Raw genomic sequence first — 24,016 nt, 5'->3', positions numbered from 1 at the left:
CGTCGGAAAGCTCGACTGTCATGGGAATGACTCAGCTCAGCCAATAGCACTTGGCCATCAAAGAAAGAGTGCGAACTTTGGCCGAGAAGATGGTCGGATTCAAGTAGCTCCAGTCTGAATACTCATGCAATCCGACGAGGAGGATTCGAAATGGCAGCATCACTCAACGGCAAACGCGTGGCGATTCTGGTAACCGACGGCTTCGAGCAGGTCGAACTGACCGGCCCCAAGGAGGCGCTGGAGAAGAAGGGCGCGACCGTTCATATCATCTCCGCAAAGAACGGCGAAGTGACCGGTTGGAACCACACCACGCCCGCCACGAAATTCCACGTCGATGACACCTTCGACAGTATCCGCACGGAAGACTACGACGCCCTGCTGCTGCCGGGCGGCGTGGTTAATTCAGACACCATCCGCACCGATGAGATGGCCCAGGAACTAGTGCGTGACGCGGCGCGTGAAAACAAGACGATTGCGGTTATCTGTCACGGCGCCTGGCTGCTGGCCTCCGCCGATCTGGTGAAGGGCAAGCGCATGACCAGCTGGCCGTCGCTGACCGATGACCTGAAAAACGCCGGGGCGCAGTGGGTCGACGAGCAGGTGGTAGTCGATGGCCATCTGATCAGCAGCCGCAAGCCGGACGACATCCCGGCATTCAGCGAAGCGCTGATCAAGGCGCTCGCCGCCTGACAGCGGACGCTGGAAGCGAGCGGACGACTGCTGAGCGTGCAACTGCCGGACCCGTGTCGGCGGTTTCACCGCTCGGCACGACCCGGTAACTCGGCATGCGGCACCGCGACGATCCGCTTTTCCTCGAGGTAGGGGCCTGAAGCGCGCCGCTCCTATACAATGCCCGCCCCCTTGCCCGGAGCCCTTCCCGATGACCCTGCCCAGCCTGCGCCTCAAAGCCAATGCCGATCGCCGTCTGCGTGCCGGTCACCTGTGGGTCTACAGCAACGAGGTGGACACCGCTGCCACGCCGCTGAGCGGCTTTGCCGCTGGCGATCAGGCGATTCTCGAAGCCGCGGGCGGCAAGCCGCTGGGCATCGTCGGCGTCTCGCCGAACAACCTGATCTGCGCGCGCCTGCTGTCGCGCGACCTCAAGCACAGTCTGGACAAGTCGCTACTGGTGCATCGCATCCAGGTCGCCCTGTCGCTGCGCGAACGTCTGTTCGATCAGCCTTGCTACCGCCTGATCTACGGTGACTCCGACCTCTTGCCGGGCCTGGTGGTGGACCGTTTCCACGACCACCTGGTGGTGCAGCTGGCCTCGGCGACCATGGAGCACAACAAGGATGCCGTGCTCGAAGCCTTGGTCCAGGTCATCAAGCCGCGCGGCGTGCTGTGGAAGAACGACTCCAGCGCACGCGACGCCGAGGGCCTCGAGCGTTACGTCGATACCGCCTTCGGTGTGGTGCCGGAATGGGTCGCCCTTGAAGAGAACGGCGTGAAGTTCGAAGCGCCCGTTCTTCAGGGCCAGAAGACTGGCTGGTTCTACGACCACCGCATGAATCGCGCGCGACTGGCTCCCTACGTCAAAGGCAAGCGCGTGCTCGACCTGTTCAGCTACATCGGCGGCTGGGGCGTGCAGGCGGCGGCGTTCGGCGCCAGCGAAGTGTTCTGCGTCGACGCCTCGGCCTTCGCCCTCGATGGCGTAGAGCGCAACGCCGCACTCAATGGCGTGGCCGAGAAGATGACCTGTGTGGAAGGCGACGCCTTCGAAGCGATGAGGGAGCTGAAGAACGCTGAAGAGCGCTTCGACGTGGTCATCACCGATCCACCTGCCTTCATCAAGCGCAAGAAAGACATCAAGAACGGCGAGGCCGCCTACCGCCGCCTGAACGAAACCGCCATGCGCCTGCTGAACAAGGACGGCATTCTGGTCAGTGCCAGCTGCTCGATGCACCTGGAAGAGGACAACCTGCAGAACATCCTGCTCGGCAGCGCACGTCATCTGGACCGCAACATCCAGCTACTCGAACGCGGCGCCCAGGGGCCTGACCATCCGGTGCATCCGGCGATTCCTGAAACGCGTTACATCAAAAGCATCACCTGCCGAATATTGCCGAACAGCTGAGGAGGAGCGCGGCGAAGACGGTGGATGTGGAAAGCGACATCCACCCTACGTCACTTCCCCGCAGCGCCGTGTCCGCGCGCAGGGTGGATGGCCACCCCGGTGGAAGACCGCGAAGCGTCTTCCACCGGAGCCGGCACGCCGACAACCAGCGAAGCCCGACCATCAGCCTTCCCCGGTGCCGCAACCGCGCGTAGAATCGGGGCCATTCCTCGCCATCATCCCCCGGCGGGCCCATGAGCCCAGGCCGCCCGAGCGATACCCCGCCTCGATCCGGCCCCTCCGCACGCACGGTCACCTGCCGTTGCACGCGGCACAGGTGACGCTCACCATATGCACTACTCGACCAGCTGATTAGCCGCAGGAACCGTCATGCCCGATTACCGCTCGAAAACCTCCACGCACGGCCGCAACATGGCCGGTGCCCGCGCGCTGTGGCGTGCCACCGGCATGAAGGACGAAGATTTCAAGAAGCCGATCATCGCCATCGCCAACTCCTTCACCCAGTTCGTGCCCGGCCACGTGCATCTTAAGGACCTCGGCCAGCTGGTCGCCCGTGAAATCGAAAAGCACGGCGGTGTGGCCAAGGAATTCAACACCATCGCGGTCGATGACGGGATCGCCATGGGGCACGATGGCATGCTCTATTCGCTGCCCTCGCGCGAGATCATTGCCGATTCGGTCGAATACATGGTCAACGCGCACTGCGCCGACGCCATCGTCTGCATCTCCAACTGCGACAAGATCACCCCCGGCATGCTGATGGCCGCGCTGCGCCTGAACATTCCGGTGGTGTTCGTCTCCGGCGGGCCGATGGAAGCCGGCAAGACCAAGCTGGCCAGCCACGGTCTGGACCTGGTAGACGCCATGGTGATCGCGGCCGACGAAAGCGCCAGTGATGAAAAAGTCGCCGAATACGAGCGCAGCGCCTGCCCGACCTGCGGCAGCTGCTCCGGCATGTTCACCGCCAACTCGATGAACTGCCTGGCCGAAGCCCTGGGCCTGGCGCTGCCGGGCAACGGCTCGACCCTGGCCACTCACAGCGATCGCGAACAGCTGTTCCTACGCGCCGGGCGTACCGCGGTCGAGCTGTGCCAGCGTTACTACGGTGAAGGCGACGAGTCGGTTCTGCCGCGCAACATCGCCAGCCGCCGTGCGTTCGAGAACGCCATGACCCTGGACATCGCCATGGGCGGCTCGACCAACACTATCCTGCACCTGCTGGCCGCCGCCCAGGAGGCCGAGGTCGACTTCGACCTGCGCGCCATCGACGCCCTGTCGCGCAAGGTGCCGCAGCTGTGCAAGGTCGCGCCGAACATCCAGAAGTACCACATGGAAGACGTGCACCGCGCCGGTGGCATCTTCTCCATCCTCGGCGAACTGGCCCGCGGCGGCCTGCTGCACACCGACGTGCCCACCGTACACAGCCGCAGCATGGAAGAAGCCATCACCCAGTGGGACATTACCCAGACCCAGGACGAAGCGGTGCACACCTTTTTCAAGGCCGGCCCGGCCGGCATCCCGACGCAGACGGCGTTCAGCCAGTCCACCCGCTGGGACACCCTCGACCTGGACCGCGCCGAAGGCTGCATCCGCAGCGTCGAGCATGCCTATTCCGCTGAAGGCGGCCTGGCCGTGCTCTACGGCAACATCGCCCTGGATGGCTGCGTGGTTAAAACCGCGGGTGTGGACGAATCCATCCATGTGTTCGAAGGCACGGCGAAAATCTTCGAGAGCCAGGACAGCGCTGTCAAAGGCATCCTCAACGACGACGTGAAGGCCGGCGATATCGTCATCATCCGCTACGAAGGCCCGAAAGGCGGCCCGGGCATGCAGGAAATGCTCTACCCGACCTCGTACCTGAAATCCAAAGGTCTGGGCAAGGCCTGCGCCCTGCTCACCGACGGCCGCTTCTCCGGCGGCACCTCGGGCCTGTCCATCGGCCATGCCTCGCCGGAAGCCGCCGCGGGCGGTGCCATCGGCCTGGTACGTGATGGCGACAAGGTGCTGATCGACATCCCCAACCGCAGCATCCAGCTGCAGGTCAGCGATGAAGAGCTGTCTCACCGCCGCATCGAGCAGGACAAGAAGGGCTGGAAGCCTGCGGCACCGCGCGCGCGCAAGGTGACCACCGCCCTCAAGGCCTACGCCCTGCTCGCCACCAGCGCCGACAAGGGTGCAGTGCGCAACAAGGCGATGCTGGACGACTGATCGTTCGGGTTACTGCGGCAAAGAAAGCCCGACCATCGTGTCGGGCTTTTCATGGCTCGCTGATTGCCGGTTCCAGGCGAGCACCATCAATTTCGATCGCATTGAATCGGGGCGCAACCAGTTCGAATCCACCACGCTCCAGAAGCTCGCCAAGTGCCTCGCCGTCCGGCAGCGAGCCTCCGGTGACACGCATCTGCCCGAGCCAGCGCCAGCCACCTGCCGCATCACGTCCCAATACCGGCACCGTCCAGGACGCGCCGCGTAGCAGCAACACCTCGGATTGGCCGTCGCGATCCAGATCCACCGCAAACAAGCGGCACTCGCTAGCGCATCCCTGGTTACTGACGGAACGTGCCAACGAGCCATCTTCATCCGTCACAGGTTGGCCAATCCAGCGCACGGGCGGGGCGTCCGCGACCTCTTGCTCCTGTTTCCAGGCCCAATAGTGATCCGCCTTGTCAAGCCGCTGCAGATCGGCTTGCAGGCCAGTGCGCCGAGCTTCGTCCTCCCAAGGCTCGCCCAGCTTTTCACGTAGCGCTTGCAGATACCGCCGCCCCGGCTCGCCCAGTTGAAAGCGCAGCGCGCCGAGATCGGTTCGCTCGGCGGGCAGCCTGGCATCGAGCAGCCGCTGGTACTGATTCGCGGCACTCAGTTGGAGCGGGCTCAGCATCGGTACATGCATCAACACCAGCAGAAATGCGGCGAACAGCGCCAACGGCGGGTTGCTCTGCCGCAGCCCACTCAGCCAGGCGGGGTCACGCCGGATCACCGCTCTGACCAGTGCAATGCCATGCACCATCGCCATCAGCGCCAGGAGCGCAGCCAATACGCGATCCGGGGTCAGCCCGTACTGGTCGATACGCAGCCACAGCGCATGCATCGCGAGCCCGGCCAGCAACGGCAGGCACAGCGAGCTGGCATCGACCAGCAGCCGCAGCGGTCTCGGATAGTGGGCGGCCTGCTGGCCGTCTTGCACCACACCGTTGAGCAAGGCCACGTGCGCGAACACCAGCGTCAGCAGAATCGGCGTGGCGTGGCGTGTCGCCCAGAGCGGAGCCAGCCCGGTAAACGGCAGGAAGACCACGAACAGCAGCAGAATCACCACCGTCAACGGCAACAGGAAGCGACACATGGCCTGCAGCACGTTGCGCAGCGCGTCGATGACCTGCCCGCGTTCCAACCCGATGCGCAGCCCAGCGGCGACGACCATAGCGCTGGCGACCCAGACGAAGCCAGACGAGCGGAACAGCCGCTTGAACTGATCGATCCCGAGCATGCTGAACAGGCCCGCCCAGAGCCAGATCAACAACCAGAAGACACCCAGCATCACCAGTGCCATAAACAGCAACAGGCCGTTGTTCCACGCGTGGCGGTAGAGGGCGTTGTAATCGAAACGCCAACGATGCGCAGGGTCCCGCGCCTGGATGAAGGGCGTGAGGATGTAGGCCAGGGCGAGTTGGCTCCACAGCAGCAGCGTGCCGGTGGTTTCTTCCAGGCGATACCAGCGCGGCTGATCGAACTGAGCCGCCAGTGCCGCCGCTAATACAGCGGGCAGCAGAATCGCCGGCAGCAATAGTTCCCACCGTCGCGCCTCGCGTATTTGCCCCCAGAGCATCTGCAGCTGCCACCCGCCTACCACGACGATGACGATCAACGCCGAACACAAGGACCGCCAGATCGCTCCGTGCGGCCAGCTTTCGCTCGCGGCCCAGAGTGTCGCGCCCTGGAGCAGGCCCAACGCCAGGTAAACTATCAACGGTCGTTGCTCACTCGCTCGTTGCATGCACTTCCCTTCATTGATTCATGACGCTGCCGTTCTGGCAGTGCGTTCATGATGCTGTCATGGATTCCAACGATTCCGATACCGCGCCGCGTGACGCTGCGCTTGAGTGCTAAGCGGGACGTATCGAGGGCACACTAACTGCCTTGGAGCACACCGTTCGTGACGCATGGCGCAGGTTGAACTCCACTGGCACAAACGCCAGGCATGGCCTTGCCGGGTATCTGCGGAGGACAAGCGTCACGTAGCACCGGAAACCGCGCCTAGGTCTTCCAGAACAAGTTCTGATCAGCGGCCGATGCATTCGGCTGTGCCCGGCCACCTGTGGCACGTAGAATCGCCGTTTTTTCTGCAAGGACGGCCATGAACGCCCTCACCCAGCGCACCGAAACACCCAACGACCTGCTGTACCGACTCGATGACCGTCCACGGCCATGGATCGCCTTTCTCGCCGCGCTACAGCATCTGCTGGCGATCATCGTGCCGATCGTCACGCCAGGGTTGCTGATCTGCCAAGCCATCGGCGTATCGCCACGCGACACCAACATCATCGTGTCCATGTCGCTGGTGATATCCGGCATCGCCACCTTCGTCCAGTGCAAACGCTTCGGCCCGCTCGGTGCGGGACTATTGATCGTGCAAGGCACCAGCTTCAACTTCGTTGGCCCGCTGATCGCTGGCGGTGTGCTGATGGTCAAGCAGGGCACACCGGTGGAGGCCGTCATGGCAGCAATCTTCGGTGTGGTCATTGCCGGTTCCTTCATTGAAATGGGCGTCTCGCGCGTGCTGCCGTTCATCAAACGCCTGATCACGCCGCTGGTGACCGGCATCGTGGTGCTGATGATCGGGCTGACGCTGATCAAGGTCGGGCTGATCAGCATGGGCGGCGGTTACGCAGCCATGGGCGACGGCACCTTCGCCAGTCGGGAAAACCTGCTGCTGTCCAGCGTGGTACTGGCTGCCATCGTCGTGCTCAACCGCTTGCCGGTGGTGTGGATGCGCAGCTGCGCGATCATCATCGCGCTGGCCATCGGTTATGCCCTGGCGGCGTACCTGGGCCGCCTGAACTTCGCCGGCATGCACGAGGCCGCGCTGTTCCAGGTACCGATGCCGCTGCATTTCGGCCTGGGCTTTTCCTGGAGCCTGTTCATTCCCATGGTGGTGATTTATCTGGTGACCTCGCTGGAAGCCATCGGCGACATCACCGCCACGAGCAAGATCTCGGGCCAGCCGGTCGAGGGACCGGTATGGATGCAGCGGATCAAGGGTGGCGTACTGGTCAACGGCGCCAACTCGCTGCTGGCCGGCCTGTTCAATACCTTTCCCAGCTCGGTGTTCGCACAAAACAACGGCATCATTCAGCTGACCGGAATCGCCAGCCGCTACGTCGGTATGTGGATCGCCGTGATGCTGGTGGCGCTGGGGCTATTCCCTGCGGTCGCCGGGGTGCTGCAGGCGGTCCCCGAGCCAGTGCTGGGTGGTGCTGCGCTGGTGATGTTCGGCGCGGTGGCGGCGGCAGGGATCAACATTCTCGCGGGCGTGCAGCTGGATCGCCGGGCGCTGCTGATCATCTCGGTTTCGCTGGCGCTGGGCCTGGGTGTCTCCCAGGTTCCGGAGTTCCTCGCGAACCTGCCGGTGGCTCTGCGCAATGTGTTGGAATCCGGTGTGGCCACCGGCGGCATCTGCGCCCTGGTAATGAATTGGTTTCTGCCCGAATCACCGGAGAGGTCCGGGCAAGAACCCGTCTGATCAACAGATCCGCGCATCCTCAGCGAGGCGCTGGCTCACCTCGTCGGCGATCGCCAGGGCCGCGGTCAGCCCAGGCGATTCGATGCCGAACAGGTTCACCAGCCCAGTAATCCCATGCACGGCGGGCCCGTCGATACGAAAGTCCGCCGCCGGCTCACCGGGACCGCTGATCTTCGGCCGGATGCCGGTATAGGCGGGCTGCAGCGCCCCGTCCGGCAGTGCCGGCCAGTAGCGGCGGATGGCTGCGTAGAAGCCATCGGCGCGGTTTTCGTCCATCGCGTAATCGAGGCCGTCGACCCACTGTACATCCGGGCCGAACCGGGCCTGACCGCCGAGATCCAGAGTCAGGTGCACGCCCAGCCCGCCTGGCTCGGGTAGCGGATAAACCAGGTGCCTAAAGGGCGTCGCGGTCGCCAGGCTGAAATAGCTGCCCTTGGCGAAATAGCGCGGCGGCACCGCATCAGCAGCCAGGCCCTCGGTGTGTGCGGCGATCACCGGTGCCGCATGCCCGGCGCAGTTGATCACGCCGTTGGCGAGCAGCGTCATCGGCTCATCGCCGCCGACCTCGACGCGCAACCCCGCGTCCGTCACCGCCATCGCCCTGACCGGCGCACGTAGCGCCAGCAGGGCCCCAGCCGCTTCCGCATCGCCCTGCAACGCCAGCATCAGGGCGTGGCTGTCGACGATACCGGTGCTCGGCGACAGCAGCCCGGCGACGGCGTTGAGCTGTGGCTCCAAGGCCTTCACCTCGCCATCATCGAGCCGCCGCAGGTCGTCAACACCGTTGGCTACCGCGTGCGCCTGCAGGGTCTCGAGGCCCGCCAGCTGGGATTCGTCCGTGGCGACGATCAGCTTGCCGCAGCGGCGATACGGCACCCCGTGGCTCTCGCAGAAGGCGTAGAGCGCATCGCGCCCGGCCACGCACAGACGCGCCTTCAGCGAACCCTGCGGATAATAGATGCCGGCATGGATAACCTCGCTGTTGCGCGAGCTGGTGCCGGTGCCGATGGCGGCCTCAGCCTCCAGAATCAGCACCTCACGCCCCGCCTGCGCCAGGCTGCGCGCCACGGCGAGCCCCACTACCCCGGCACCGATGACCACGCAATCGACCCGCTCCATTCACTCGTTCCTCTTCGTTCGGCGGCCGCCAGCCTGCCGTAATATCGAACCGCGGCCAAGTCTCGGTTGCCCTAACCTTCAACCATTTTCGAAATGACTGGAGTCAGCATGCGCATTGGCGTCATATCCGATACCCACGGCCTGCTGCGACCCGAAGCGTTGACGGCGCTGCAGGGCTGCGAACGGATCATTCACGCCGGCGACATCGGCAAACCCGAGGTGCTGGAGGGGCTGCGTGCACTGGCGCCGCTCGATGCGATACGCGGCAACGTCGACAGTGGTGACTGGGCCGCTGCTATCCCCGAGCGACTGGATCTGCAGATCGGCGGGTTGCGCATCCATGTCACCCATGACGTCAAGAGCCTGTCCATCGATCCCGTCGCCGAGCGGGTCGACGTAGTGATCGCCGGACATTCGCACCAGCCGAAGATCGAGGAACTCAACGGCGTGCTCTACCTCAACCCCGGCAGCGCCGGCCGCCGGCGCTTCACGCTGCCGATCAGCCTGGCCCTGCTGGACATCGAGGACGGCCAGCCACGGACGCAGCTGGTCACTCTCGGCTGAGCTTCAACTGACGCCCGTATAGCGATCGGCACGGTGATTGACCGCCAGCACCAGGTTCAGCGCCACGGCGCCGAGCACCGACAGTGCGACCTTTTCCGGCGGCACGATGAACACGGCAGCGAGCACGATCAGCGCATCGATGCCCATCTGAAAGGTGCCCGCGCGCAGGCCGACCCGCGCCTGCAGATACAACGCCAGGATGTTCACTCCACCGAGGCTGGCCTTGTGGCGGAACAACATCAGCAGTCCGACGCCCATGGCGAAGCCGCCGAACAGTGCGGCGTAGTAGATGTTCAACTCGGCGAAGCGGATCCACCTCGGCGTCAGCTCCGCGAGCAGCGAAACCAGACCCACGGCGATCACGGTGCGCAGGGTGAAGCCCCAGCCCATGCGCCAGATCGCCAGCAGGTAGAACGGAATGTTCAGGGTGAAGAACACCAGCCCAAAGGGCCAGCCGGCGAAATACTTGAGCAGGAAGGCCAGCCCGACCGTGCCGCCAGTGAGCAGCCCGGCGTGGCTGTAGAAGGCGATCCCCAGCGCCACCATGGCGGTGCCGAGCAGCATCGCCAGCGCGTCCTCCCACAGCGGATGTCGCACGAAGATTGCGGCAATGCGTTCAGCCGGTTCGGCATCGGCTTGCTCGGCGGCGGCCTGCACCGCGCCCGGTCTCTGGTCCTGCATGGAAACTGTCTCGTGGCGAGCGGATGGATAGCATAGGGCCTGGCGCCAGGTGAAGACTTGGCACCGGTCAAGGAAGGCGTGGGCGAATCCGGTTCAGCGGCGCTGCCAGGTCTCGAAACGGTACGCCGGGGCGTCGCCCTCGGTCGGGTGTGCCTGGCTGTCGATGCGCGCCCATTCGGCTTCGTCATAGGCCGGAAAGAAGGCATCACCCTCGGGACTGGCCTCAATGCGGGTCAGGTAGAGGCGCTGCGCCCGGGGCAGCGCCTGGGCATAAAGCTGCGCACCGCCGATCAACATCAGCTCATCGACACCCTGTTTGCGCGCCCATTGCTCGGCGCGAGTCAGCGCGGCGTCGAGCGAGGTGAAGGTCTCGGCACCCTCGAGTTGCAGGTCCGGCTGTCGGCTGACCACCAGGTTCAGCCGCCCCGGCAGGGGCCGGCCGAGCGAATCCCAGGTCTTGCGGCCCATGATGATCGGCTTGCCAAGGGTCATCGCCTTGAAGTGTTTGAGGTCGGCAGGCAGATGCCACGGCATCTTGTTGTCGAGCCCGATTACGCGGTCGTCCGCGAGGGCTGCGATCATGGCGAGGGGAAGTGAGGTCTGATTCATGACGGCGAGAATAACAGAGCGCCCGCAGAGCAGTCAGCGCCGCCAGATACACGTCAGCATCATCGAACGGTCATCTTCGCTTTACCAAAGCGTCAATCTGTCGTCATTCTCAGGTTTCAGGCTTACCGCTCCCCTTTCATGGAGACGCCCTAATGGCCCGCCACAGCCGCCCCACCCTGCGCCACCTGTTTATCGCCTGCAGCCTGCTTTTGCCGATCGCCGCGTTTGCCGCCACGCCCGACGCCTCGATCGCAGCCAAGAACGGCCGCGGCGAGCCCCACCCGTTGGTCATTGCCCACCGCGGCGCCAGTGGCTACGTGCCCGAGCACACCCTCGCCTCTTACGCGTTAGCCATCCTGCAGGGCGCCGACTATGTCGAGCCGGACCTCGTCATGACCCGCGACGGCGAGTTGGTTGCTCGACACGACAACGAGCTGGGGCTGACCACCGATGTGTCGCAACATCCCGAGTTCGCCGACCGCAAGCGCACGCAACTGGTCGACGGCGTGAAGCTCACCGGCTGGTTTAGCGAAGACTTCACCCTGGCCGAGCTGAAAACGCTGCGCGCCATCGAGCGCATCCCGGCGATTCGTCCCGGTAATGCGCGGCTCGACGGCAGCCTGGAAATTCCGACGCTGCAGGAAATCATCGATCTGGTGAAAACCTTGCAGCTGAGCGAACACCGCCGCATCGGTCTGTACCCCGAAACCAAGCACCCGACCCACTTCCAGCAGCTCGGCCTGGCCATGGAAAAGCCGCTGGTGCGCATCCTCCACCGCAACGGCTACGCCGGCCGTAATGCGCCGGTGCATATCCAGTCGTTCGAAGTCGAGAACCTGAAAGCCCTGAGCCGCATGACCCAGCTACGCCTGGTGCAGTTGTTCGGCAGCGGTCAGCCGTACGATCAGCAGGTTCGCGGAACTGACCTGACCTACGCGCAAATGGCGACCGCAGAAGGTCTGAAGATGATCTCGCGTTACGCCGCCGGTGTCGGTCCGGAGAAAAGCTACATCATCCCGCGCGACGCCAACGACAACCTCGGTCAGCCTACTGACTTCGTGCCGAACGCCCACGCCGCTGGCCTGAAGGTGCATCCGTACACCTTCCGTGCCGAAAACGCCTTCCTGCCGACCAACCTGCGTAAGGGCGACTCGCCTGCCGATCGAGGCGACATCGAGGCCGATATCCGCGCCTACCTGGACGCCGGTATCGACGGTCTGTTCATCGATCAACCAGACATCGCCGTGCGCCTGCGCGCCGATTGAGGCACATGAGGCCCGGCTCTGAGCGGCCGGGCCTCGCGTCGAGTGATCATCAGGCATTCAGGGTTCGCGGGAGGGGAACCCGCCGCCCCTTGGCGGGGTATTAGCTTTACGGCCTGGCCGCGACCGATCGTCCTGCGAACGGCGGTGATTCCTAGAACAACCACAAGAAGGAACGAACATGAAGCCCGTCCTCAAACACCTGCTGCCCCTGCTGCTGGGCACCACGCTCCTGCTCGCTTCCATTGTCCAGGCCGCCGAATGGCCAACTGATACCGTTCGCCTGATAGTGCCCTACGCACCGGGCGGCACCACCGATGTCCTCTCGCGCAAGGTCGCCGATCTGCTGCAGAAGGAAATCGGCACCGTCGTGGTCGAAAACCGTCCCGGCGCCGGCTCCACCATGGCCACCGGGCAGCTTGCCCGCGGCGGACGCGGCGCCGACCACACCATCGCCATGGCGTCGCCCGGCCATACCATCGGCCCGGTGATCTACAAGAATCTGCCCTACGACCCGGTGAAGGATTTCAAATTCATCCGCAACGTCATCGAGATTCCCAACGTCATGGTGGTGCCGGCGAGCAGCCCCTACCAAAGCGTCGAGCAATTCATCAAGGCAGCGAAAGACAAGGAGATGACCTTCAGCTCGGCCGGCGTTGGCAGCTCGATCCATATGTCCGGTGAGCTGTTCAAAGCCATGACCGGTACCAAGATGATCCACGTGCCTTTCCGCGGGAGTGGCGAGGCCCTGCCGGCGCTGCTCAGTGGCGATGTCGACGTGTCGTTCGAGAACATGCCGGCGGTGCTCGCGCACATCCAGTCCGGCAAGCTTCGGGCGCTGGCGGTGACCTCCGCCGAACCTTCTCCTTACCTGCCGGGTGTCGAGCCGCTGTCCAAGCTCGGTGCCAACCTGGGTCTAGGCGACTTCGTCACCACCGCCTGGTTCGGCCTGGTCGCCGATGACAGCATGCCGGACGAGGCCATCCAGACGCTGCAGAGCGCGCTGGACAAGCAGCTCGATAACGAGAGTTTTAAGGCATTCGTTGCCCAGCTCGGCGGTGAACTGGCAACTGAAGAAGGTGACGATTTCCGCGATTATGTCGCAGAGGACGTTAAACGCTGGCAGCGTGTCGCCGGGCAGGCACAGCTCGGCCAATAAGATCGCAACGAGGACTCGCCGGCGCGTACGCGGCTGCAGCCTGCTTGGCGGGCCGGGCGACGCTCCGCTTCAATCCGAACGGGTCGCCAGCCGGACTGCGCCGCCTGCGCTCAGCGAATAGCGCCAGCGGCACGCAGCTCGGCCAGCGCGGCCTCGCTCTTGCCCAGCACCCGGCCGAGCACGCTGTCGGTGTGCTGCCCATGCAACGGCGGTGCCTTCGGTGCGACGGTCGGCGTGCGCGACAGGCGCAACGGACTGCGCACCATGCGTACTTCACCGGCGACCGGGTGTTCGGCGCTGATCACCAGGTCGCGATGGCGAGCGGTCTCCGAGTCGAATGCCTGGGCCACATTCTTCACCTCGCCCACAGGAATCCCCTGCGCGCGCAATGCGCCGATCAACACCTCGTTGTTCCAGCCCGCAAAGGCGTCCTGCAGCATCGGGAGCAACACCTCGCGGTTCTCGGTACGGCTCTTGTTCTGGGTGAAGCGCGGGTCGCTATACAGCTCCGGTTGCTTCAGCACGTCCAGACACAGACGCCGGTACTGCTCGTCGTTGCCCACGGCCAGGGCGATGCTACCGTCGGCGGTATTGAACAGCTGATAAGGGACGATGCTGGCGTGGGCGTTGCCGTAGCGCTGCGGCACCTTACCGGTATTGAGATAGCCGGAGGCGATATTGGCGAGGAAATGCAGTGCGCTGTCGGACAACGCGATATCCACCGACTGTCCCAGACCGGACTTCTCGCGCTCGTACAGCGCAGCGAGGATGCCTTGGACCGCATTCATACCAGTAACCAGGTCGATGAAGGCGACGCCCAGACGCATGGGCTCGCCATCCTTCTCGCCGGTGATCGCCATGAAACCGCTCTCGGCCTGGATGATGAAGTCGTAACCGGGACGATTCTCCAGCGGATTGTCGCGCCCATAGCCGGTGATCGAGCAATGGATCAGCCGCGGATTGACCGCCGACAGCGCCGCGTAGTCCAACCCCAGGCGCTTGAGGCTCGCCGGCAGGAAGTTTTCCACCACCACGTCGGCGTGCGCCGCCAGCTCGAGGATCAGTTGGCGACCTTCCGGCTTGCGCAGGTCGACCGCCAGGCTCTGCTTGTTGCGATTGGCGCTGAGGTAATAGGTCGAGATCCCTTCCTTGGCCGGCGGCATCCAGCTGCGGGTATCGTCGCCGCCGTCCAGACTCTCGATTTTCCAGACCTCGGCACCGAGATCCGCTAGCGCCATGGTCGACCAGGGGCCGGCGAGGATGCGCGTTAGATCCAATACTTTGATGCCGTGCAGAACGCTCACCGGGGCCTCCTCGTTAACGGACCGACAATGTGGGGAGTCGAAGTTGGCCCAAGCGGGTCGAAACCACAACCGGTGACAGGCGCGGTAGTGTTCGATAATCGAACACCATTTCAGTCCAGCGGAGGCTCGGCAGGGCGGGTTCCTTTATGGTGAATGCGTCCGAGCCGCTGACTATGGCCCTATGCCAGCCAGCAATCGTCGGACGCCCACAACAATTACAAGACGGGATTTCTCCTATGGCTCTGACTCTCAAGCGCACCCTGCGCCTGCTTCTGCTGGGCACCATTCTCCCGCTCGCTTCCATTGCGGCTCAGGCGGCCGAATGGCCAACCGACACCGTTCGCCTGGTGGTGCCCTATGCACCGGGCGGCACCACCGATGTCCTCTCGCGCAAGATCGCCGACCTGCTGCAGAAGGAAATCGGCACCGTCGTGGTGGAAAACCGTCCCGGCGCCGGCTCGACCATGGCTACCGGTCAGATGGCACGAGGAGGCCGTGGCAGCGACCACAGCATTCTCATGGCATCCCCCGGCCACACCATCGGCCCGGTGATCTACAAGAATCTGCCCTACGACCCGGTGAAGGATTTCAAATTCATCCGCAACGTCATCGAGATTCCCAACGTCATGGTGGTGCCGGCGGACAGCCCCTATAAAACCGTCGACGAGTTCATCAAGGCGGCAAAAGACAAGGAGATGACCTTCAGCTCATCCGGCGTCGGCAGCTCGATCCATATGTCCGGCGAGCTGTTCAAAACCATGACCGGGACCAAGATGACCCACGTGCCCTTCCGTGGCAGCGGCGAAGCGCTGCCGGCGCTGCTCAGTGGCGACGTGGACCTGTCGTTCGAAAACATGCCCACCGTGCTCGCGCACATCAAGTCCGGCAAGCTCAGGGCCTTGGCGGTGACCTCCGCCGAACCTTCTCCTTACCTACCGGGTGTCGAGCCGCTGTCCAAGCTCGGTGCCGATCACGGCCTCGGCGACTTCGTCACCACCGCCTGGTTCGGCCTGATCGCTGACGACAGCATGCCCGACGAAGCCGTGCAGACGCTGCAGCGCGCGCTGGACAAGGTCATGGGGGATCAGAGCTTCAGGGACTTCGCCGCACAGATCGGCGGCGAAGCGGCAAGCCAGGAAGGCGATGCATTCCGCGACTATGTCGCTGAGGATGTCCAGCGCTGGCAACACGTCGCTGGCCAGGCCGAACTTCAATAAGCGGAGGCCCGCATGAGAACCGCCATCGGTTGTCCGCGCTGGGCCAATATCAATACGCTGCTCGGCGGCCTCTGGCTGCTGGCCGCGCTGGTGTTCGTTTTCCATCTGGTGCCGAACTACATCGAAGAAGCGCCGATGGTTCAAAACCCGATGCAGTCGCCACGCTGGCTTCCCAACGTGGCCGGTTGGCTGGTCGCGGTGCTGTCGCTGGCACTCATCATCGAAGGCTGCCTGCGCCCGCCGGTGCGCACGGTGGCCCTCGAGGAAGGCGCGCCGCCACGCCGCTGGCTGCTGATGCTCGCCGGGCTGGGCGCGTACTGGCTGCTGTTCGAGCCGCTGGGCGCTATCGCCGCCGGGATACTCGGCACCCTGCTGCTGTTCGCCGCCCACCCGGTGCGCAAACTCTGGCTCTACGCGCTGGCAATCGTCTTGCCGTGGATCGTGAGCCTGCTGTTCATCCATGTCCTGAACGTCCCGCTGCCCTCGGGCACGCTCTGGGACTGAACTCCGTCCTTATCCGCGAGTGGCCGAATGGAAGGTTTTTCCGAAGTCCTGAACCTGTTCCTGAGCGTCGACAACTTCGTCGCGATCGGTATCGGCGTATTGATCGGCGTGGTGGTTGGTGCCATTCCCGGCCTCACCGCGACCATGGCGGTCGCCCTGGCGCTGCCGTTCACCTTCAGCCTCGAACCGGTGACGGCAATCCTGCTGCTGGTCGGCATCTACAAGGGCGGCATGTACGGCGGCTCGATCACCGCGATCCTGATCCACACACCCGGCTCGCCCGCAGCAGCCTGCACGCTGCTCGATGGCTATCCACTGACCCAGCAAGGCAAAGCCAAGAAGGCGCTGCAGATGGCGCTTTATTCGTCGTGCATCGCCGACGTGCTATCGAACCTGGCGCTGATCCTGTTCGCCTCCTACCTCGCCAAGATCGCGCTGAACTTCGGCCCGCCGGAGTTCTTCTGGCTGATTTGCTTCTCGCTCACGGTGATTATTTCCATCGCTGGCGAATCCGCGATAAAAGGCCTGATCGCGGCCAGTCTCGGAGTGATCGTCTCCTCCATCGGCATGGACGTGGTCTACGGCAGCCAACGACTGACCTTCGATAGCTACAACCTGATGGATCGGGTGTCCTTCGTGCCGCTGCTGATCGGATTGTTCGCCGTACCGGAGGTGATCAGCTTTTATCTGAAAAAGGCGGAGCCGCACATTCGCGCCGCTACCAGCGGCGCCGGCCTGACACTCAAGGAGCTGAAGGCCAGCCTCAAGACCATCGTGCGCGGCTCGGTCATTGGCGTGATCATCGGGGCGATTCCCGGTACCGGCGCCACCGCGGCCACCTTCATCTCCTACAGCGAAGCCAAACGGCGCTCGCCGAACGCCGCCAATTTCGGCAAGGGCGAGCTGGAAGGTGTGGCGGCAGCCGAGTCAGGCAACAACGGCGTGGCCGGCGCGACGCTGATCCCGCTGCTGTCGCTCGGTATTCCCGGCGACGTCATCACCGCGATCATTCTCGGTGCCTTCATGATCCATGGTCTAACGCCCGGGCCGGTGCTGTTCCAGGAAAACCTCACCCTGATCTATGCGCTGTTCTGCGGAATCATGCTGAGCTCCGCGGTGTTGCTCTGCGTCGGCCACGGCGTGATCAAGTACTTCTCGCTGGTGGCGGACATTCCCAAGGCGATTCTGCTGCCGATCGTGCTGATGTTCTGCGTCTATGGCTCCTTCGCGGTGAACAACAGCGTGTTCGATATCGGCCTGATGCTGTTCTTCGGGGTGGTCGGCTATGTGTTCAATCGCACCGGCTTCGCCACCGCGCCCTTTCTGCTCGGCTTCATCCTCGGGCCGATGTTCGAGGACAACCTGCGGCGCACGCTGCTGATCGGCCGTGGCGATCCGATGATCTTCTTTCGCGGGCCGATCACTTGGATTTTCATCATGCTCACCGTGTTCTCGCTGTTTTTCGCCATTCGCCGTTATTGGCAGGAGCGCATCAAGCGTTCAGCGAACGACGGCGCGCAGGAAAATCCCCTCGGCTAGAACCTGAAATCTGTCGTTCTTCGATCAGCTGCTGTTAACGCAAGGCGCCACGCCGAACGGCTGGCGCTGAAAACAGGCGGCACGGATGCCGCCTGAGGCCAATCACTGACGATTGGCGATCTTCTGCAGGTTCTCGTTGATCTTGAACAGCACGATCAGCAGCTCGCACCAGATCCGCGTGCCGATCAGGCCGAACAGCAGAATCCCGAGGCCGGACCAGAAACCCCCGCCGTATCCGCTGAACATGGTGCCGATCGCACCGATAACCACACTGATCAAGCCCAGCCAGTAGATGAAGATAATGATCTTCGGCGTCAGCATGGAGTCGAAGAAGAAGACGTCTTTCATAGCAAATTCCTTTTGAAGGTGCACAAGGCGGCGATCAAGCATGGCTTGGCGAATCGGCCTGTCCCTGGCAGATGGCGCGGCGAACCGCAGAGCGATCGGATGATCGGCGGCGGATGCTAGCAGAATCGGCACGTCGTGCCAGCGGGTCGGCCATTTCACCCTTCTGGCCGGCAACGGTTATCCTCAGGACCGAATCCCTCTACGAGAAGCCGCGTGCCCCAACCTCCACTGTCGCCGCCGAATCCCCTCGACCGCCTCTGGCTGACCGAAGCCGTACGCCTGCGTGAAGAGCACGCCGGCCCGTTGGATGATGCCGAAGCCAATCGCCAGGCCCGCGCGCAGGGCGGCGAGCTAGCTAAGCTGGTTGAGTTCCGCGCGCTGTGGCTGGCGCGCCGTGACGGATTGATCGACGCCTTGCAGCACTGGCGCCAAGGCGCACGGCTGGCCGGCTTTGCGCTGGTCCTCCTGGCCCTGTTCACCGGGGCCGGGTTGGGACTGGCGGCGCTGGGTGATGGCGTGCGGCCGGTCAATGTGTTCTGGGCGTTGGGCAGTCTGCTCGGGCTGAATCTACTGACGTTGCTGGGTTGGTTGCTGGGATTCTTCTTCGCCGGCGATGCCGGCGGTGCACTGGGCCGCCTGTGGCTCTGGCTCAGTGAAAAGCTCGCCCGTGATGCCCGAGCGGTTCAGCTGGCGCCGGCCCTGCTGGCGGTGCTGGAACAACACCGCCTCGGCCGTTGGCTGCTGGGGCTTGGTGTACACGGTTTGTGGCTGCTGGCGATGTTCAGCGCGCTGCTGACCCTATTGGCGCTGCTGGCGACGCGACGTTATGGCTTCGTCTGGGAAACCACCATTCTCGGCGAAAGTACCTTCATCAGCCTGACCCAGGCGCTCGGCGCGCTGCCCGCGCTGCTGGGCTTCAGTGTGCCGGATGTCGAGCAGATCCGAGCCAGCGGTGCCTTGGCCGGCAGCGCCGAAACCGCCCGGCAAAGCTGGGCCGGCTGGCTGGTCGGCGTGGTGTTGGTCTACGGCCTGCTGCCGCGTCTGCTGCTGACGCTGCTTTGTCTGTGGCGCTGGCGGCGGGGTCGTGCGCAGCTGCGCCTGGACCTGCAATTGCCAGCCTACCGCCTGTTACGCGAACGTCTGCAGCCACCCAGCGAACGCCTCGGTGTCAACGATGCCGCTCCGGCCCAGCTGCATACGCCACACGCCGGCGAGCACCTGGATGGTAGCGAAGGTGCCGTGCTGGTAGCCATCGAGCTGGAGCCGAGCCACCTCTGGCCACCGAAGCTGCCAAGGTCGGTGGCTAACGCCGGCGTGCTGGACGACCGCGAGCAGCGCCGTCGCCTGCTGGAACAGTTGACCCGCTTCCCACCACAACGTCTAGCCATCGCCTGCGATCCGCGCCGCTCGCCCGATCGCGGCACCTTGGCACTGATCGGCGAGCTGAGCCGTTGTGCCGCACAAAGTCGCATCTGGCTGTTGCAGGCGCCCGCTGGCGAAGCGCTGGACAGTTATCGGCTGCAGGATTGGCACCAGGCGCTGGAGAGCCTTGGGTTGCCTCATTCGGGCAGCGCCCCCATGACCTGGTTGGAGACTGGCCATGATTGATGAGCTCGGCTCGATTCCGGCGGACGCCAGCCAGTGCGTCCATAGCTTCGTAAACACCAAGACGGAATTGCAGTCATGAGCGCGCCCCTGAAGCTCGCGCTGGTCGGCCACACCAATGTCGGCAAGACTTCGCTGCTGCGCACCCTCACACGTGATGTCAGCTTTGGTGAGGTCTCGCATCGGCCCAGCACCACCCGCCATGTCGAAGGCGCACGGCTCTCGGTGGATGGCGAACCGCTGCTGGAGCTCTACGACACGCCGGGCCTCGAAGACGCCATCGCCCTGCTCGACCATCTCGAACGCATCGAACGACCCGGCGAGCGCCTCGATGGTCCGGCGCGCACGGCCCGTTTTCTCGACGGCAGCGAGGCACGCCAGCGTTTCGAACAGGAAGCCAAGGTGCTACGCCAGCTATTGGCCAGCGATGCCGGCCTCTACGTCATCGATGCCCGCGAGCCGGTATTGGCCAAGTACAAGGACGAGCTGGCGGTGCTGGCCGGCTGTGGCAAACCGCTGCTGCCGGTACTCAACTTCGTCGCCCAGCCCGGTCACCGTGAAGAACAGTGGCGCGAAGCCCTGGCACGGCTGGGTCTGCATGCATTGGTGCGCTTCGACAGCGTGGCGCCGCCGATCGACGGCGAGCGTCGCTTGTACGAAAGCCTGGCGCTGCTGCTGGAGCAGTCGCGCCCGAAGTTACAGCGCCTGATCGACGACCATGAAGCCCAGGCCGCCGCACGACTGAGCGAGGGCAACCGATTGATCGCCGACTTGCTGGTGGATGTCGCTGCTTGCCGGCGCAGTGTCGCCGCTCAACCGGAACTCGAACGCGGCGCCATTCGTGAGCTGCACGATGCCGTGCGCGCCCGCGAGCAGCGTTGCGTCGAAACCATGTTGCGGTTGTATGGCTTCCGTCCGCAGGATGCAGCGGCCGCCGATCTGCCGCTGCTCGATGGTCGCTGGGGCGACGATCTGTTCAATCCGGAGACGCTCAAGGAACTCGGTGTAAAAATCGGTGGGGGTATGGCGGCCGGGGCGGCCGCAGGTGCCGGTGTCGACCTGATGGTCGGCGGCATCACTCTGGGCGCAGCGGCATTACTCGGTGCCATTGCCGGTGGCGGCGCGCAGACCGCTCGCCACTATGGCAATCGCCTGCTGGGCAAGCTCAGAGGCCAGCGCGAGCTGACCGTCGATGACGCCGTGCTGCGCCTGCTCGCCCTGCGCCAGCGACGGCTGCTGATCGCACTCGCCGCGCGCGGGCACGCCGCGATGGACGCGATCCGCGTCGATGCGCCGGACGATAAGGCGTGGCGCGAAGGCAAGCTACCTGAAGCGCTGCACCGGTGCCGCGCGCATCCGCAATGGTCCTCGCTCAATCCTGGCGCCCGCCTGGAGCAGGCCGAACGGCAGCAGCAACTGGCGGAACTGGTGACCAGTCTTCAACGAAGCTAGGCACTCGCCACAACGGCCGCGTCTGACACGCGCGGTTTGGGCCTAAGAGATGACCGCAAGGCACAAAACGTCGCCGCGATTATCAGCAATCCTCCGATCCAGCCCTGCAGCCCCAGCCGCTCACCGAGCCAGAGACCGGCGATAATCGCGCCGAACAGCGGCTCGGATCCCATCAGCAGCGATACCCGCGTCGCGCTGGTCCGACCCAGCGCCAGGTTTTGCACATAGAGTGCGAACAGCGTGGCGAAGCCCACCAGATACAAGGCCGCCGCCCAGAATGCCGGGCTTTGCGGCAAGGCCGGTAAGCCATCTGGCAGCGAGAAGCCCAGCACCAAGCAACCTGACGCCACCACACCGCTTTGCACCGCCGTCAACGCCAAGGGCGGAACCTCAAGACCGGCGGTCAGGCGTCGCGTCAGGCACACGAGTACGGCGCGCAACACCGCGGCTGCAAGCATCAGCCCATCACCCATATTGAGCGATATCGCCATGCCTCCGGTCAGCAACCAGACGCCGGTTAGCGACAGCGCGCAGGCGACGAACAACAGATTGCTCGGGCGCTGGCGCAGCATCGCCCACTCCACGAACGGCGTGAACACCACGCACAGGCTGATGAGAAAGGCAGCGTTGCTGGCGCTGGTGAGCATCACGCCCCAGGTTTCGCAGAGAAAGATTCCCAGCATCACCAGCCCCAGCGGCAATCCCGGACGAATCGCCCGTCGCCCCCTGCCGCGCAGCTGCGGCAACAGCAGGAAGAACGTCAGGCCAAAGCGAATCGCCAGAAACCCCAGCACGGGATAGAACCACAGTGCCTGCTTGGCCACCGTGTAGCTGCTACCCCAGATGACCGCCACCAGCAACAGCATGGCATCGGCCAGCCAGAGGTTGCGTTGTACCACGCCGCGCCCGTTCTGCATGTGATCACCGTTTTATCTGAACGGGCCGATTGTCCATTGATACGCCGAGGACGATAATCCAGCGATTCGGCAAAGGACTTGTTCAGCATGAGAACAAATGACAAGACCGCGCTGCTCCCAGGTATGGCGGTGTTCGTGCGTGTGGTCGAAGCGGGAAGTTTCTCGGCGGCGGCGCGACAGCTCGGCAGTACCGCGTCGGCGGTGAGCCGTCAGATAGCACGGCTGGAGCAACAGCTGTCGTTGCGACTGCTGGAGCGCACCACCCGGCAGCTTCGGCTGAACGAGGCGGGCCGCGAATTCTATGCACATTGCCGAACGATGCTGGATGCTGCCGACCAGGCCCTGGCCATCGGTGAGCGGCTGATGAGCAGCCCACGCGGGCTGGTGCGCCTGAGCGTGCCCAAGGCCTACGGCAAGTTCGTCATCAGCCCGCTGATGCCGGGGTTTCTACGCCGCTACGTCGACGTCGACGTACAGCTGCAGATCAGCGACCAGAGCCCGGACCTGATCGACGATGGCTTCGACCTGCTGGTAAAGGTGACCGACCGTCCGCCGGAAGGGCTCGCCGGCAAGCCGCTCGGTCCGGTCCGGCAGCTGCTTTGCGCCAGCCCGACATACCTGACAATGCACGGCACGCCCCAGCATCCGCAGGAGCTGCTGAGACATAGTTGCCTGTATCTGGGCGAGCACGCTGGCGATAACCGCTGGCATTTCAGCGATGGTGCGCAGGAGGAAGTGGTGACGGTGCGTGGTCGCTACATCAGCAACCACAGTGAAGCGCGGCTCGAAGCAGCGCAGGCTGGTCTCGGTGTCACCGTCTTGCCACAGTTCACCGCCGCGCAAGCCCTGGCCGAGGGCCACCTGCGCGAAGTGCTGCCGCAATGGCGTTACACCGGATCGTATCAAGGCGCCGCCTGGTTGCTGTGGCGACCGAACCAGCGCCTGCCGCCGAAGCAGCGAGCGCTGATCGATTATCTCAGCGAGGCCTTGGCGTCGCGCTGACCGCTCGTCCGCCCTCTTATCGCACTGGCCCGCCGATCAGCCAACCCTCGGCAACTCAGTCGCGCTTGGCGACTTCTTCTGCCATGCGCGTCAGGCCCAGGTGGCGGACGTCAGTGCCACGCACCAGATAGATCACCATTTCAGCGATGTTGCGCGCATGGTCGCCGATCCGCTCCAGCGAGCGCAGCACCCAGATCACGCTGAGCACGCGCGAGATCGAGCGCGGGTCTTCCATCATGTAGGTGACCAGCTCACGTAGTGCGGTCTTGTATTCGCGATCGACAGTCTTGTCGTACTGCGCCACCGACAGAGCCAGCTCGGCGTCGAAGCGGGCAAAGGCATCGAGCGCTTCCTGCACCATTCGACGCACCTGATCGCCAATATGGCGGACCTCGACGTAGCCACGCGGCGACTCGCCGTCTTCGCAGAGTTCGATCGCCCGCCGGGCGATCTTGGTCGCCTCGTCGCCGATGCGCTCCAGATCGATCACTGACTTGGAGATGCTGATGATCAGCCGCAGATCGGATGCCGCCGGCTGGCGACGGGCGAGGATGCGGATGCATTCCTCGTCGATGTTGCGCTCCATCTGATTGATCTGGTCATCGACCTCGCGCACCTGCTGCGCCAGCCCGGAATCGGCTTCGATCAGCGCGGTAACCGCATCGTTGACCTGCTTTTCGACCAACCCGCCCATGGCCAGAAGGCGACTGCGCACCTCCTCCAACTCGGCGTTGAACTGTTGGGAAATGTGTTGGGTGTGGCTGTCTTTGCTGATCATGTTTTCGCTCCGAGGAGGCTGCCGCTAGGCGGCGCTGGTGCGCAGCGCACCGGTGTAAATTGATTCACCTGAATCCGTCTGGGCTTTGGCAGAGCGTGTCAGGCAAGGAGGCGGAACGCAGACAGTACGTTTTTGTACGGCA

Annotated in this window: 21 protein-coding genes; 13 read left to right on the top strand and 8 right to left on the bottom strand. The window is 64.1% G+C overall.

The window, feature by feature from the left end:
* The first annotated feature begins 150 nt into the window (after positions 1-150).
* The 3 genes from ACL0K2_RS15295 to ilvD all read left to right on the top strand — a co-directional run bounded on the left by ACL0K2_RS15295 (position 151) and on the right by ilvD (position 4,285).
* The gene (locus tag ACL0K2_RS15295; RefSeq protein ID WP_045164038.1) at positions 151-690 is read left to right on the top strand and encodes a type 1 glutamine amidotransferase domain-containing protein; all 540 of its coding nucleotides are present in this window, start codon (positions 151-153) and stop codon (positions 688-690) included.
* Between the two features lie 190 nt (positions 691-880).
* On the top strand, positions 881-2,077 hold the full coding sequence (locus tag ACL0K2_RS15290) for a class I SAM-dependent rRNA methyltransferase (RefSeq protein WP_413042956.1): 1,197 nt from the start codon (positions 881-883) through the stop codon (positions 2,075-2,077).
* Positions 2,078-2,446: 369 nt separating this feature from the next.
* Positions 2,447-4,285 (top strand): dihydroxy-acid dehydratase, encoded by a 1,839-nt coding sequence (gene ilvD / locus ACL0K2_RS15285; RefSeq protein WP_239611256.1) that lies wholly within the window; start codon positions 2,447-2,449, stop codon positions 4,283-4,285.
* Positions 4,286-4,334: 49 nt separating this feature from the next.
* Here the strand turns inward: ilvD and ACL0K2_RS15280 are convergent, their stop codons facing one another.
* Complete coding sequence (locus ACL0K2_RS15280; protein WP_413042955.1) at positions 4,335-6,068, bottom strand: DUF4153 domain-containing protein; 1,734 nt, start codon at positions 6,066-6,068, stop codon at positions 4,335-4,337.
* 360 nt (positions 6,069-6,428) lie between these two features.
* Between ACL0K2_RS15280 and ACL0K2_RS15275 the strand changes: the two genes are divergently transcribed.
* Positions 6,429-7,814 carry a nucleobase:cation symporter-2 family protein gene (locus ACL0K2_RS15275; RefSeq protein WP_413042954.1) on the top strand — a complete coding sequence of 462 codons (1,386 nt, stop codon included), beginning with the start codon at positions 6,429-6,431 and terminating at the stop codon, positions 7,812-7,814.
* On the opposite strand, the gene ACL0K2_RS15270 is transcribed toward ACL0K2_RS15275, so the two are convergent.
* Positions 7,815-8,933: an NAD(P)/FAD-dependent oxidoreductase gene (locus tag ACL0K2_RS15270; protein WP_413042953.1), complete on the bottom strand. Its 1,119-nt coding sequence runs from the start codon at positions 8,931-8,933 to the stop codon at positions 7,815-7,817. It lies immediately after the preceding gene.
* 108 nt (positions 8,934-9,041) lie between these two features.
* Between ACL0K2_RS15270 and ACL0K2_RS15265 the strand changes: the two genes are divergently transcribed.
* On the top strand, positions 9,042-9,497 hold the full coding sequence (locus ACL0K2_RS15265; protein WP_413042952.1) for a metallophosphoesterase family protein: 456 nt from the start codon (positions 9,042-9,044) through the stop codon (positions 9,495-9,497).
* 3 nt (positions 9,498-9,500) lie between these two features.
* Here the strand turns inward: ACL0K2_RS15265 and ACL0K2_RS15260 are convergent, their stop codons facing one another.
* Positions 9,501-10,178, bottom strand: coding sequence for a YitT family protein (locus ACL0K2_RS15260; RefSeq protein WP_045164045.1), 678 nt, complete (start codon positions 10,176-10,178; stop codon positions 9,501-9,503).
* A gap of 93 nt (positions 10,179-10,271) precedes the next feature.
* Entirely contained in the window at positions 10,272-10,787 is a 516-nt protein-coding gene (gene folA / locus ACL0K2_RS15255) for a type 3 dihydrofolate reductase (protein ID WP_045164046.1), read from the bottom strand.
* Positions 10,788-10,939: 152 nt separating this feature from the next.
* Between folA and ACL0K2_RS15250 the strand changes: the two genes are divergently transcribed.
* Both ACL0K2_RS15250 and ACL0K2_RS15245 read left to right on the top strand, forming a co-directional pair.
* Positions 10,940-12,052: a glycerophosphodiester phosphodiesterase gene (locus ACL0K2_RS15250; RefSeq protein WP_413042951.1), complete on the top strand. Its 1,113-nt coding sequence runs from the start codon at positions 10,940-10,942 to the stop codon at positions 12,050-12,052.
* Positions 12,053-12,230: 178 nt separating this feature from the next.
* Positions 12,231-13,208 (top strand): Bug family tripartite tricarboxylate transporter substrate binding protein, encoded by a 978-nt coding sequence (locus ACL0K2_RS15245; protein WP_413042950.1) that lies wholly within the window; start codon positions 12,231-12,233, stop codon positions 13,206-13,208.
* A 110-nt stretch (positions 13,209-13,318) separates the two neighbouring features.
* On the opposite strand, the gene ACL0K2_RS15240 is transcribed toward ACL0K2_RS15245, so the two are convergent.
* Positions 13,319-14,512, bottom strand: coding sequence for a CaiB/BaiF CoA transferase family protein (locus ACL0K2_RS15240; RefSeq protein ID WP_413042949.1), 1,194 nt, complete (start codon positions 14,510-14,512; stop codon positions 13,319-13,321).
* Between the two features lie 236 nt (positions 14,513-14,748).
* Between ACL0K2_RS15240 and ACL0K2_RS15235 the strand changes: the two genes are divergently transcribed.
* The 3 genes from ACL0K2_RS15235 to ACL0K2_RS15225 are packed head-to-tail and all read left to right on the top strand — an operon-like array spanning position 14,749 to position 17,772.
* Positions 14,749-15,729, top strand: a complete 981-nt coding sequence (locus ACL0K2_RS15235; RefSeq protein ID WP_413042948.1) for a Bug family tripartite tricarboxylate transporter substrate binding protein — start codon at positions 14,749-14,751, stop codon at positions 15,727-15,729.
* A 12-nt stretch (positions 15,730-15,741) separates the two neighbouring features.
* On the top strand, positions 15,742-16,233 hold the full coding sequence (locus ACL0K2_RS15230) for a tripartite tricarboxylate transporter TctB family protein (protein ID WP_413042947.1): 492 nt from the start codon (positions 15,742-15,744) through the stop codon (positions 16,231-16,233).
* Between the two features lie 27 nt (positions 16,234-16,260).
* Positions 16,261-17,772, top strand: coding sequence for a tripartite tricarboxylate transporter permease (locus ACL0K2_RS15225; RefSeq protein WP_413042946.1), 1,512 nt, complete (start codon positions 16,261-16,263; stop codon positions 17,770-17,772).
* 102 nt (positions 17,773-17,874) lie between these two features.
* Here ACL0K2_RS15225 and ACL0K2_RS15220 read toward each other — a convergent pair whose 3' ends face one another.
* Entirely contained in the window at positions 17,875-18,120 is a 246-nt protein-coding gene (locus ACL0K2_RS15220; protein WP_045164376.1) for a DUF4282 domain-containing protein, read from the bottom strand.
* A gap of 213 nt (positions 18,121-18,333) precedes the next feature.
* On the opposite strand from ACL0K2_RS15220, the gene ACL0K2_RS15215 reads away from it, so the two are divergent.
* Together ACL0K2_RS15215 and ACL0K2_RS15210 are read left to right on the top strand one after the other, a co-directional pair.
* Complete coding sequence (locus ACL0K2_RS15215; protein WP_413042945.1) at positions 18,334-19,728, top strand: DUF2868 domain-containing protein; 1,395 nt, start codon at positions 18,334-18,336, stop codon at positions 19,726-19,728.
* 75 nt (positions 19,729-19,803) lie between these two features.
* The gene (locus ACL0K2_RS15210; protein WP_045164053.1) at positions 19,804-21,177 is read left to right on the top strand and encodes a GTPase/DUF3482 domain-containing protein; all 1,374 of its coding nucleotides are present in this window, start codon (positions 19,804-19,806) and stop codon (positions 21,175-21,177) included.
* Here the strand turns inward: ACL0K2_RS15210 and ACL0K2_RS15205 are convergent.
* Positions 21,174-22,094: a DMT family transporter gene (locus ACL0K2_RS15205; protein WP_045164054.1), complete on the bottom strand. Its 921-nt coding sequence runs from the start codon at positions 22,092-22,094 to the stop codon at positions 21,174-21,176. The genes ACL0K2_RS15210 and ACL0K2_RS15205 overlap by 4 nt on opposite strands.
* A gap of 87 nt (positions 22,095-22,181) precedes the next feature.
* Here ACL0K2_RS15205 and ACL0K2_RS15200 point away from each other — a divergent pair, with 87 nt between their 5' ends.
* Positions 22,182-23,096 carry a LysR family transcriptional regulator gene (locus ACL0K2_RS15200; protein WP_045164055.1) on the top strand — a complete coding sequence of 305 codons (915 nt, stop codon included), beginning with the start codon at positions 22,182-22,184 and terminating at the stop codon, positions 23,094-23,096.
* Between the two features lie 55 nt (positions 23,097-23,151).
* Here the strand turns inward: ACL0K2_RS15200 and phoU are convergent, their stop codons facing one another.
* The gene (gene phoU / locus ACL0K2_RS15195) at positions 23,152-23,874 is read right to left on the bottom strand and encodes a phosphate signaling complex protein PhoU (RefSeq protein ID WP_025243469.1); all 723 of its coding nucleotides are present in this window, start codon (positions 23,872-23,874) and stop codon (positions 23,152-23,154) included.
* Positions 23,875-24,016 lie beyond the last annotated feature (142 nt).

It is taken from the genome of Pseudomonas sp. YJ42, assembly GCF_047225135.1.
Classification (GTDB): domain Bacteria; phylum Pseudomonadota; class Gammaproteobacteria; order Pseudomonadales; family Pseudomonadaceae; genus Stutzerimonas; species Stutzerimonas stutzeri_E.
Note: the sequence above shows the minus strand (reverse complement) of the source record. Positions and strands in the feature narration are given on the sequence as shown.

Bases quoted from the DNA above. Each gene is read 5' to 3' on its own strand.
- ACL0K2_RS15295 (WP_045164038.1), top strand. From the start codon at position 151: ATGGCAGCATCACTCAACGGCAAACGCGTGGCGATTCTGGTAACCGAC.
- ACL0K2_RS15290 (WP_413042956.1), top strand. From the start codon at position 881: ATGACCCTGCCCAGCCTGCGCCTCAAAGCCAATGCCGATCGCCGTCTG.
- ilvD (WP_239611256.1), top strand. From the start codon at position 2,447: ATGCCCGATTACCGCTCGAAAACCTCCACGCACGGCCGCAACATGGCC.
- ACL0K2_RS15280 (WP_413042955.1), bottom strand. From the start codon at position 6,068: ATGCAACGAGCGAGTGAGCAACGACCGTTGATAGTTTACCTGGCGTTG.
- ACL0K2_RS15275 (WP_413042954.1), top strand. From the start codon at position 6,429: ATGAACGCCCTCACCCAGCGCACCGAAACACCCAACGACCTGCTGTAC.
- ACL0K2_RS15270 (WP_413042953.1), bottom strand. From the start codon at position 8,933: ATGGAGCGGGTCGATTGCGTGGTCATCGGTGCCGGGGTAGTGGGGCTC.
- ACL0K2_RS15265 (WP_413042952.1), top strand. From the start codon at position 9,042: ATGCGCATTGGCGTCATATCCGATACCCACGGCCTGCTGCGACCCGAA.
- ACL0K2_RS15260 (WP_045164045.1), bottom strand. From the start codon at position 10,178: ATGCAGGACCAGAGACCGGGCGCGGTGCAGGCCGCCGCCGAGCAAGCC.
- folA (WP_045164046.1), bottom strand. From the start codon at position 10,787: ATGAATCAGACCTCACTTCCCCTCGCCATGATCGCAGCCCTCGCGGAC.
- ACL0K2_RS15250 (WP_413042951.1), top strand. From the start codon at position 10,940: ATGGCCCGCCACAGCCGCCCCACCCTGCGCCACCTGTTTATCGCCTGC.
- ACL0K2_RS15245 (WP_413042950.1), top strand. From the start codon at position 12,231: ATGAAGCCCGTCCTCAAACACCTGCTGCCCCTGCTGCTGGGCACCACG.
- ACL0K2_RS15235 (WP_413042948.1), top strand. From the start codon at position 14,749: ATGGCTCTGACTCTCAAGCGCACCCTGCGCCTGCTTCTGCTGGGCACC.
- ACL0K2_RS15230 (WP_413042947.1), top strand. From the start codon at position 15,742: ATGAGAACCGCCATCGGTTGTCCGCGCTGGGCCAATATCAATACGCTG.
- ACL0K2_RS15225 (WP_413042946.1), top strand. From the start codon at position 16,261: ATGGAAGGTTTTTCCGAAGTCCTGAACCTGTTCCTGAGCGTCGACAAC.
- ACL0K2_RS15220 (WP_045164376.1), bottom strand. From the start codon at position 18,120: ATGAAAGACGTCTTCTTCTTCGACTCCATGCTGACGCCGAAGATCATT.
- ACL0K2_RS15210 (WP_045164053.1), top strand. From the start codon at position 19,804: ATGAGCGCGCCCCTGAAGCTCGCGCTGGTCGGCCACACCAATGTCGGC.
- ACL0K2_RS15205 (WP_045164054.1), bottom strand. From the start codon at position 22,094: ATGCAGAACGGGCGCGGCGTGGTACAACGCAACCTCTGGCTGGCCGAT.
- ACL0K2_RS15200 (WP_045164055.1), top strand. From the start codon at position 22,182: ATGAGAACAAATGACAAGACCGCGCTGCTCCCAGGTATGGCGGTGTTC.
- phoU (WP_025243469.1), bottom strand. From the start codon at position 23,874: ATGATCAGCAAAGACAGCCACACCCAACACATTTCCCAACAGTTCAAC.